The organism is Oleiphilus sp. HI0067 (genome assembly GCF_001635735.1).
Window position 1 is genome coordinate 1 of record NZ_LWFI01000147.1, and the last position, 9,887, is coordinate 9,887.

A 9,887-nucleotide genomic window follows, 5' to 3' on the forward strand; every position below is an offset into this window, starting at 1 on the left:
CCTAAGGGATAGGTCTCAGGTTCGAATCCTGAAGGGCGGGCCATTCTGGATGAGAGCCTGAGAGGTTCGAGCCGAGCACACAGTGCGAGACAACGTCGACGGAACGGCGACGACCCGAAGGGAGAGCGACGCGAATCATCCTGAAGGGCGGGCCATTCACTCCAAGCCTTTCATAACTAAATTTGTTTTGTACCGGTCAACACGTTCCCTTCGCAATCTTTGATACCCGCTTCTTAGAAAACAAAACCAGTTCTTTTTGTAACCGTTTTTTACTTCGCGAGCGCGATCTATTTTCTTGTCTACAATTGAGCTATGAAATTGCGTTTGATGGTTAGCCGATATGATGATTTTTAGAAAGTTAGTGATTTTTATTGTCGTTACTTTATTTTCTCACCCTTTTGCCAATGCTGACAAATTATTGATCGGCTTGGATGCTGATATGTCTAGTGGTGCGAAAGCGGGAGGGCTCGCAATTCAACGAGGGGCTCAAATTGCTATAGAAGAGATCAATACTAACGGAGGCATTAACGGCAAGCAGCTTGAACTAGTAACTCGCGATCATAAGGGAAATCCAGCTCGCGGAATAAGCAACCTCAAGAAGTTTGCAAAAATGGATAATCTGATTGCCGTACTAGGAGGTGTACATACTCCCGTCGTTCTGCAGGAACTTGAAATTATCCATCAAAACAAACTGTTGTTCTTAGTTCCGTGGGCTGCTGGTACACCTATCACATCAAACAAATATAATCCAAATTTTGTTTTTCGCGTTTCGATCCGAGACAAAGAAGCGGGGCCAGTATTGGTGAACTACGCGCAGTCAATTAACGCACAGTCTATTTCTCTAGTTCTCGAGCGGACCGGCTGGGGGCGTTCAAATAAAGCCTCAATGACCGCAGCCGCTGAATCGCTGGGGCTCAATGTCGCAGGTATACACTGGGTAAATTGGGGCGAAAAGAACATTGAAACCCAATTGTCGGCATTAGAAGCAGAAAACCCTGATGCGATTATGCTTGTGGCCAATGCACCAGAGGGCATTGTGGTCACCAAAGGACTAATTTCGAGTGACTTATTAAAATCAAAACCCATCATTTCTCATTGGGGTATCGCGGGTGGCAGTTATGTTTCGGGCGTCGGGTTAGAGAGAATTAACAATCTAGATATCTCAACGATTCAAACTTTTAGTTTTGTAAATGCATATGATGAAGAGATAGCTAATCGTATTCTAAATACATATAAAGAAAAATTTGTCGCAGACGCTGACCAGAAAAACATCCCTGGAGTTGTTGGTTTAGCTCAAGCTTACGATCTCGTGCATATGCTTGCTATCGCTGTGAAAGACGCGGGCGTGTTTAAACGAAGTAAAATCAGAGATGCTTTAGAAAATCTAAAAAGCCACAAGGGGCTCATAAAGAACTATACCTCGCCGTTTAACGCTTGGCAGCATGATGCGCTTTTGCGCGACGACTACTTTATTTCTAAGTTCAATAACAACGGTCATTTAGTACCGCGATAAGCTCTAAAACCGGTATTTAAAGCCATGACTCAAGCAAAGACACTTAATCAACGAATTAGGCAGACAACCTTGCGTCGGTTCGTGCCCATTGTCTTATCTATCGCGTTAATAACAGTCATTACTACGTTCTTCATCATCAACTTTAATATTGGCATCACGCATGAGCAGTATTTAGATGATTTCGAAAAGCGACTTAATGAACGGCTATCGAGTCTCGATGAGCAAGTTGAATCACTCGCTCGTAACGACTTAATCATCAATAGTCTGATCGATTTTAGTAATCGAGAATCGTATCTTCCCGTATTTTTCCGCTCTCTACAGCCGATAAACTTCATTGGCGACAAATCAAATTTCAGTATTGTTTTTACAGACTTCGAAGGAGAGCTCATTACAGGTAATAACCATAAGTACTTTGCTAACAAGTCACAGATGTACGACTGGAAGAGCTCAACATTAGAAGATGGTTTACACTTTAGATCTGTCGATAAGAACGGGATATTTATAGCTTTTCCCGTGATTTATGGCCCGACCCCCGAAGGGGCTATAGTACTTTACGTTGAGAAGTTATCTGACGTAATCCAACTTGATACTGAAGACTATTCTCTTGAACTGCGTCAAAACGAAGATCTTATATATCGCTCAGGGCCAGTAACTGATGACTCTGGGATGGGCAGCATCATCACATCACATATTCTTGGTACGCTAAAACTCTCAGTCATCCAATCCAACTTAGATGTGTATAAAGATGCGGCTTGGGTTGTTGGCCTTATGCTTGGCATCTTTGCGCTCGTTGTCATTGCACTTGTAAACGCAATTGGGCTAGCAAGCACAACAGCGAGCGACATTATTAATCTCTTGAAAAGTAAAATCGTAGAATCTCGTCATGAAGATGACTTTAAGCTACTCACTGAAAGTGAGAATGAATCTTCAGAAATTACCGAGTTGCGCAACGCGTTTAATCAGCTAATTGAGGGACTATTTACGACAACAAAAATAAAAGAGCGAGTAGAAGATGTCATTGACTCTCTTGATGAGATGCTGGTTGTGTTTGACCTCAACTATAACAATTTTATGTCGAACAACTCGTTTAATCAGTTGTATAGCGAAATAAATCAAGATAACCGACTTGATAGACCATCAGATATTTTTCCACGTAAATTCCTTAGTTCTGACGAGCAGAGCCGACCGATTACCCAATCATTTCGAATAAGTGATGTCACGAAGATAGTCAGCTGGCACAAAACACTATACAAGGATCGTTCTGATAAAGTGATCGGTATCGTGATTACAGGTGTGGACATCACGAAATCAGAGCAATTAAAGCAAGAGCTGTCGATAAAAAATCAGGCGATTGATGAAGCCCAAACACCAATTATTATTTCTGATGCAACAGAGCAAGGGTTTCCGATTACATATGTAAACAAGGCTTTTGAAAGACAAACTGGCTATGCTGCGAACGAAGTGATCGGTAGAAATTGCGGTTTTCTTCAAGGTCAAAACACACAGCCTCACAAAAAGGCTTTGATAAAATCGGCGCTGCGTAATTTTGAACCAATCACGGTAAATATCATCAACTATAAAAAATCGGGAGAGGAATTCCATAATCAGCTGTCGTTAACGCCGATACGTAATCATGACAACCTTGTGACGCATGTTCTGGGTTTTCAACAAGATGTCACACATCAAGAAAAAACACAGCAATATTTGGAAGATGCCAAATTCAAAGCAGAAGAATCAGCCCAATTGAAATCTGAGTTCCTCGCTAGTATGAGTCACGAGATCCGTACGCCGATGAATGGAATTCTTGGCATGTTGGGATTGCTTGAATCGAGCAGCCTGACCAAGGAGCAAATACAGCACGTGAAGCTTGCTAAATCCAGCGCTGATGCTTTGTTAGTGTTGATCAATGATATATTAGACTTCTCAAAAATAGAGGCCGGCAAGCTGACTCTTGAAAACGTTGCTTTTGATATCGTCAATCTACTGTCGGATGTTTCCAGCAGTATTGCCTGCGTATCTGAAGATAAGTCTTTAGAGTTAATTCTCGATACTAGCGAGCTGAACGCACATCAAATTAAAGGTGACCCCGGCCGAATTCGCCAAATTCTTATCAACTTAATTGGCAATGCAATTAAGTTTACAGAGCACGGTAGTGTAACGATTAAAGCCTCAAACTCTGCCCAAGATGGCAATGACACCATTTATGTATCAATTATTGATACTGGCGTGGGGATTCCGCAAGACAGGATTTCCGCAATTTTCGAATCATTCTCTCAAGTTGATACATCTACAACACGTAAATTTGGCGGAACAGGATTAGGACTAACTATTTGCAAACAGCTCGCTGAGCTAATGGACGGGGATATAACTGTTGAGAGTGATCTGGGTGAAGGAAGCGTCTTTACATTAGCATTCAAGGCCGAAATTGAAAGAAGTAATAGGTTTGATATCAGCCAGTTCTCAGACATCAATGCTCTAATCATTGACTCGTGTGAACGAACGGCAAGCGTTATCGAAAAACAACTCACAACATGGGGAGTCTCGTCTAAAAAACTCAATTCAGATGAACTTAAAGACGGAATTAAATCCTTTGATGGCGACATTTGCTTTCTGAGTAATCATGTTATCGGTCAAGAAACCAAGGGTCTCATCGAGTCAATCCGCTCGCACAGCAATCATACTCACATTTGTATGCTGACTAAGTTGGCTGATTTAAGGGGCGCCGATCAAATCAATAGTCTTGGGGCCGATAGTTATTTTCCAAAACCTGCAACGCATAATGATTTATATGACGCGCTTATGAGTATATCTATGCAGGCAGAAGAATCATACGAACGCGAAGGTGAACCCGATATCAGCAAAGAAGATCATCGTGATTACGGAGGTTTAAAGGTCTTGCTTGTTGAAGATAATCCTATCAATCAAATATTGGCTGTTACCTTACTTGAAGGGCTTGGTTTAAGTGTTGAGGTCGCGAATCATGGTGTTGAAGCGCTTGAGAAAATGAGCAACGAACCAAGCTATGGCATGATCTTCATGGATTGCCAAATGCCCGAGATGGATGGATATGAAACAACTCAAAACATAAGAAAAGGTGAATGTGGAGAGTCTTATAAAGATATACCAATAATCGCGATGACCGCGAACGCTATCGATGGTGATCGCGAAAAATGCCTAGAAGCGGGTATGTCGGACTATATTACTAAGCCAATAGATACAGATATCCTTCACGATCGCGTTGCTCATTGGTTTGCTCAAATAAATAAGTAGTTAACACGCTAGCGCTACAAAAATATCTTTGAAATAGAAAAAACAGCCTTGTTTCTCATTCCTTTGTGTAAGCAATCGTTACAATAGCCCGCTGTTTTACTTCGATATTGGACGATTGATGAAGCGTAGTTTATTTCATGCCCTCCTTTTTTGCTTAGGGTTTCTCTCATTAAGTGCTAATGCGGACGAACGAAATGCCTATGGCCTAGGTGTTACATACGAATCAGGCATATATCAGGGGCAAGATGGGTACACAGAGCCCTATCCATTTATCGATGCAGATTTCGGCGACTTTTTTATTAAAGATAAAGTAGTTGGATGGACAGGTTTTCGTCATAACAATATCTCAATCGCCCTGATCGCTTCGTATAACGATTACTTCTTGGATACAGAAGATATCAACGATGCAAGCAAAGATATTTTTGTCGGTATTGAAAATCGTGACCGAGCTTTCGAGATTGGTTTTTTGTATACCTACTACTCTCAAGTTGGCGATTTAACTTGGGAGTATTACAAAGATGTTTCTGATAAACATGGCGGCATGCATAACATTGTTCGCTTGGCACGGCCCACAGGCAACCCCAACTTAATAACATTTACGCCGAGTATTTACGTTCACTATTTTAGCTCTGCCTTCAATGATTACTACTACGGTATAAGTGCGTCTGAAAACGTAAACGGATTTGAAGAGTTAAAAAACAGAGCGGTAGATCCGAGACCCGATTTGACTCAGCGCCAGTTTGACGAATTTAGACCGGAGTTCGAAGGCGAAAATAGCGGCCACCTTGGTTTCGATATTGTAATTAAAAAACCTTATTCTCAGAATATCGTAGGCGTTTTTTATGCGGCCTGGGAAGAGGTATTAGCAGAAACAGAAAACTCATCACTCGTTGAGGATTCAGAACGACTTAGATTTCGGCTAGGACTAGAATACAAGTTTTAGATGCTAAAAAGGCCAGTTTTAACTGGCCTTTTTTAATAGAAGCTTAACAAGGTTTGATATGCTCTTATCGATGCTTTTCAGCTACCTCAGAAATGAGACTTCTTAACCATTTGTGACCAGCATTGTGCTGTAGCAATGGACTCCATGCCATCTTCAGCTCAAATGATGGAATGTCGAATGGCGGCTCTTTAATGACAACTTTTGCACTTTCGCTCTTTAACTGTGCTGCGCGCGTCGGAAGTGTTGCGATCAAATCAGGCTGTTGTGCGAGCTGCATTGCAACTTGATAATGGCGCGTAAATACCCGTATATCTCGTTTTCCGCCAAGTTTGTTTAATGCTTCATCCACCCATCCCAAACGCTGCACATCTTGAGGATTTACACCGACGCCAACACCAAAACCTGTCTTGCTAACCCAGATGTGCGAAGCTTCTTGGTAAGACTCTAGGTTGAAGCCCTCAAGCACGGGGTTCTCTGGCGACAAAACGCATGAAAAGCTATCGTTCCATAAGGTTTTAGAATGGAAGGACTGAGGAAGCGTATCAAAACGGTTGATTGCCATATCAACACGGCCCTGTTCAACATCCTCGAAACTAACGTCACTTGGAGTAAGAACATCTAATGTCACTAGCGGCGCAAGCTTACGGACTTCACTAAGTACATCAGGGATCAACGTGGATTCAGCGTAGTCACTCGCCATGATTCTAAATACACGCTCAGTTTCTAAATCAAAACTACGTTCTGGCTGTACGACGCGCTCGACTTTAGAGAGAATTTCACGCACTTGCGGTTTAAGTGATAGTGCGAGTTCAGTGGGAGCCATGCCATCACTTGTTCGAACAAGCAAAGGGTCGTTAAACAAATTTCGAAGACGTTTTAGACCATTACTCATCGCTGGCTGCGTAATACCTAAGTGGTTAGCTGCTTTGGTAACGTTTTGTTCGCGTAGTAGAACATCCAAGTGAACCAATAAGTTTAGATCAATACGAGCAATATCCATAATAAACCTTTGAAATGATATTCGCGCGAAGTATACCTTTTCAGAAAAAAATAGATAGAGTAAATGGCAGTTTTTTTATGGAAACTCAAAGATTTGGAGTAAATACCCGCCTATTGCTTAGTACGCGCAATAAAAAGGCCGAACTTTAAAAGATCGACCTCCTTCAGTACCACCAAAATCTAATAGTAAGTCTTACACCTCGTGATAGATTTCACTGCCATCTTGTTTGAACTTCTCGGACATTTCCTGCATCCCAACATCAGCTGCCTTAGCCAGTTCTTGTTCCGCAGCATAATCTCGAACGTCTTGTGAAATCTTCATAGAGCAGAATTTTGGCCCACACATTGAACAGAAATGCGCAACTTTCGCTGAATCCTTAGGAAGCGTTTCGTCATGATATGCACGTGCCGTATCCGGATCTAACGCGAGATTGAACTGATCTTCCCATCTGAACTCAAATCGCGCTTTACTCATCGCGTTATCATGAATCTGTGCGCCGGGATGACCTTTCGCGAGATCTGCGGCGTGCGCCGAGATCTTGTAAGTAATCAAGCCTTGTTTTACATCGTCTTTATTAGGTAAGCCCAAGTGTTCTTTTGGCGTCACGTAACACAGCATTGCACATCCATACCAACCAATAAGCGCTGCACCTATACCAGAAGTGAAATGATCATATCCTGGAGCGATGTCAGTCGTCAGTGGCCCCAAAGTATAGAAAGGCGCTTCACCACAGTGCTCCAATTGTTCTTCCATGTTTTCTTTAATCATATGCATTGGCACGTGTCCGGGGCCTTCAATAAAGGTTTGAACGTCGTGTTTCCATGCAATCTTTGTTAATTCGCCCAAGGTACGAAGTTCAGAGAACTGGGCTTCATCATTTGCATCGGCAATTGACCCCGGACGTAAGCCATCGCCTAATGAGAAACAAACATCATAGGCTTTCATGATTGCGCAAATTTCCTCGAAATGGGTATAGAGGAAGTTTTCTTTATGATGAGCCAAACACCACTTCGCCATAATCGAACCACCGCGACTAACGATTCCCGTTACGCGTTTTGCAGTCATCGGAACATAACGAAGCAATACGCCGGCATGGATCGTAAAATAATCAACGCCCTGCTCAGCTTGTTCGATCAGTGTGTCTCGGAATAATTCCCACGTTAAATCTTCGGCAACACCACCACATTTTTCTAATGCTTGATAAATCGGTACGGTACCGATCGGCACTGATGAATTTCGGATAATCCATTCACGTGTTTCGTGGATGTTGTCCCCCGTACTCAAATCCATAACAGTATCGGCACCCCAGCGTGTCGCCCATACCGTCTTTTCAACTTCTTCCTGAATAGAAGATGTCACTGCCGAATTACCAATGTTTGCGTTTACTTTGGTGCGGAAATTACGACCAATAATCATTGGTTCAGATTCAGGGTGGTTGATATTATTCGGAATTACCGCGCGGCCTCGAGCAACTTCATCACGTACGAATTCAGGAGTAATAATCTTAGGAATCGATGCACCGAAGCTTTGACCCGGATGTTGTTCCGATACCGCTTTTTCAAGCTCAGCTTCGCTGAGCGCTAGATTTTCGCGGATTGCGATGTATTCCATTTCAGGCGTAATAATGCCCTGACGCGCGTAATGAAGTTGCGTGACATTCTTGCCTTCACGCGCTTTACGTGGCTTTGGCTTGTACTCAAAACGCAAACCCTCGAGCGCTATGTTCTTCTCGCGAATGTTTGCGTACTCAGAACTGAAGCCTTCAAGCAATTCGGTGTCGCTGCGCTCTAGAATCCATTTTTCACGCATTGGACTTAAGCCTAAACGCACGTCGATGTCTTTATTTGGATCTGTATATGGGCCTGAGGTGTCGTAGACACGAACTGGAGGGTTATGTTCTTCCTTGCCGTCTTGCAGCTTGGTTGGACTTAGTTCAATTTCGCGCATAGCCACTTGAATGTCGTCGCGACTACCTTTTACGTAGATTTTTTTCGACGCAGGAAATGGCGTCATAGAAAGTTCATCGACCGATGCTGTTTTGGAGATATTTGCGTCGGTGATCTTTGCGTTTTTAGCTGGCTGCTGTGGCGTGTTGCTCATGTATGCTCCAAGGTAATTGTTAGGGAGCAATCTGCTGATAACGACTCAAACGTTACAAAACGAGCAAACTGTTCCCTACGCTGGTATTAACCAAATCAGGTTCAACGGGTCCTGCTTTTACTGTGGATACAGCGCATAGCTAGCAGTCTCAGCTCCCTAACCACTGGAAGCTCCCCGACAGGTATGAGAAGTGTATGACTAGCTGATCAATTCAGCAACTATTTACAACATGAAATAAAAGAAACGGAGCATGAGGCTCCGTTTTTAAAATAATAGCGCTGAACCACACAACCCAAACTACGAATCTCTCCAGGCCCTGTTAAACGAATTAATCAATGGTTCTAATAAGTACTGAGCAGGTGCACTTAAGCCAGTAATAATCATTACTTCTGTTGGCATGCCAGGGTGAATGGATAGAAGGTTCCCGTCATCATCAAATGGGAGCATATCGTCGTCTGCAACAAAACCATTTAGCGCAATACGTGCACTGTAATATTGCGTTTGTTGTCTTTCATCTTCAAAGACATAAGCCGAAATTGACTCAACCGTTCCGCTCAACTGTGGAAATTCATGTTGTTTAAATGACGCGACTCTCATCCTAGCATCAAGGCCTTTATAGACTTTGTCTACATCAGTGGGCGAAACACGAGATTCAACAATTAAAGTATCCATCGCAGGGACGATCTCCATGATGAGATCTCCTCCCCGAACAACTGTGCCAACCATATGTACGTTTAAGCCGGTTACAGCTCCATCAACCGGCGCACGAATATCAATCCGTTGAAGCACATTGCTTGACGTTGCCAGCTGCTCGCGTACATCTTTTAAACTAAATTTGATATCGCGCAATTCAGTGGCTGTTTGCTCTTGAAAACGTTGTTTGGCTTGAAGCTTCTCTGGCTTCACCTCGCCAATCTTGACCTGTATTTCTGCTTGTTGCGCCTCAGTTTTTTGCAATTACACCGCGCAATTCAGCGGCTTCACTCTGTATCTATAAAAATCTGAGTTTGTTGGCGAGCTTTTTCTCAACCATGCCTTTCTATGATTGAATTTCCTCCTCC

Annotated in this window: 6 protein-coding genes, 1 other RNA gene and 1 riboswitch; of the genes, 4 read left to right on the forward strand and 3 right to left on the reverse strand. The window is 42.9% G+C overall.

Features of this window, described 5'->3' with window-relative positions; translation table 11 throughout:
* Positions 1-28: 28 nt before the first annotated feature.
* The 4 genes from A3739_RS01960 (at position 29) to A3739_RS01975 (ending at position 5,726) form a co-directional block, all read left to right on the forward strand.
* Positions 29-155: non-coding RNA, RtT sRNA (locus A3739_RS01960), on the forward strand.
* Between the two features lie 185 nt (positions 156-340).
* On the forward strand, positions 341-1,513 hold the full coding sequence (locus tag A3739_RS01965; RefSeq protein WP_082878220.1) for an ABC transporter substrate-binding protein: 1,173 nt from the start codon (positions 341-343) through the stop codon (positions 1,511-1,513).
* Between the two features lie 24 nt (positions 1,514-1,537).
* The gene (locus A3739_RS01970) at positions 1,538-4,783 is read left to right on the forward strand and encodes a response regulator (RefSeq protein ID WP_068500054.1); all 3,246 of its coding nucleotides are present in this window, start codon (positions 1,538-1,540) and stop codon (positions 4,781-4,783) included.
* Between the two features lie 118 nt (positions 4,784-4,901).
* On the forward strand, positions 4,902-5,726 hold the full coding sequence (locus A3739_RS01975; RefSeq protein WP_068475774.1) for a MipA/OmpV family protein: 825 nt from the start codon (positions 4,902-4,904) through the stop codon (positions 5,724-5,726).
* Between the two features lie 64 nt (positions 5,727-5,790).
* On the opposite strand, the gene A3739_RS01980 is transcribed toward A3739_RS01975, so the two are convergent.
* The 3 genes from A3739_RS01980 to A3739_RS01990 form a co-directional block, all read right to left on the reverse strand.
* The gene (locus A3739_RS01980) at positions 5,791-6,726 is read right to left on the reverse strand and encodes a LysR family transcriptional regulator (protein WP_068475777.1); all 936 of its coding nucleotides are present in this window, start codon (positions 6,724-6,726) and stop codon (positions 5,791-5,793) included.
* Positions 6,727-6,918: 192 nt separating this feature from the next.
* Positions 6,919-8,826: a phosphomethylpyrimidine synthase ThiC gene (thiC, locus tag A3739_RS01985; protein WP_068475779.1), complete on the reverse strand. Its 1,908-nt coding sequence runs from the start codon at positions 8,824-8,826 to the stop codon at positions 6,919-6,921.
* Between the two features lie 55 nt (positions 8,827-8,881).
* A riboswitch (TPP riboswitch) is annotated at positions 8,882-9,013 on the reverse strand.
* A gap of 110 nt (positions 9,014-9,123) precedes the next feature.
* Positions 9,124-9,783, reverse strand: a complete 660-nt coding sequence (locus A3739_RS01990; protein ID WP_068475781.1) for an HlyD family efflux transporter periplasmic adaptor subunit — start codon at positions 9,781-9,783, stop codon at positions 9,124-9,126.
* Between the last annotated feature and the right edge of the window lie 104 nt (positions 9,784-9,887).

Bases quoted from the DNA above. Each gene is read 5' to 3' on its own strand.
- A3739_RS01965 (WP_082878220.1), top strand. From the start codon at position 341: ATGATGATTTTTAGAAAGTTAGTGATTTTTATTGTCGTTACTTTATTT.
- thiC (WP_068475779.1), bottom strand. From the start codon at position 8,826: ATGAGCAACACGCCACAGCAGCCAGCTAAAAACGCAAAGATCACCGAC.
- A3739_RS01980 (WP_068475777.1), bottom strand. From the start codon at position 6,726: ATGGATATTGCTCGTATTGATCTAAACTTATTGGTTCACTTGGATGTT.
- A3739_RS01975 (WP_068475774.1), top strand. From the start codon at position 4,902: ATGAAGCGTAGTTTATTTCATGCCCTCCTTTTTTGCTTAGGGTTTCTC.
- A3739_RS01970 (WP_068500054.1), top strand. From the start codon at position 1,538: ATGACTCAAGCAAAGACACTTAATCAACGAATTAGGCAGACAACCTTG.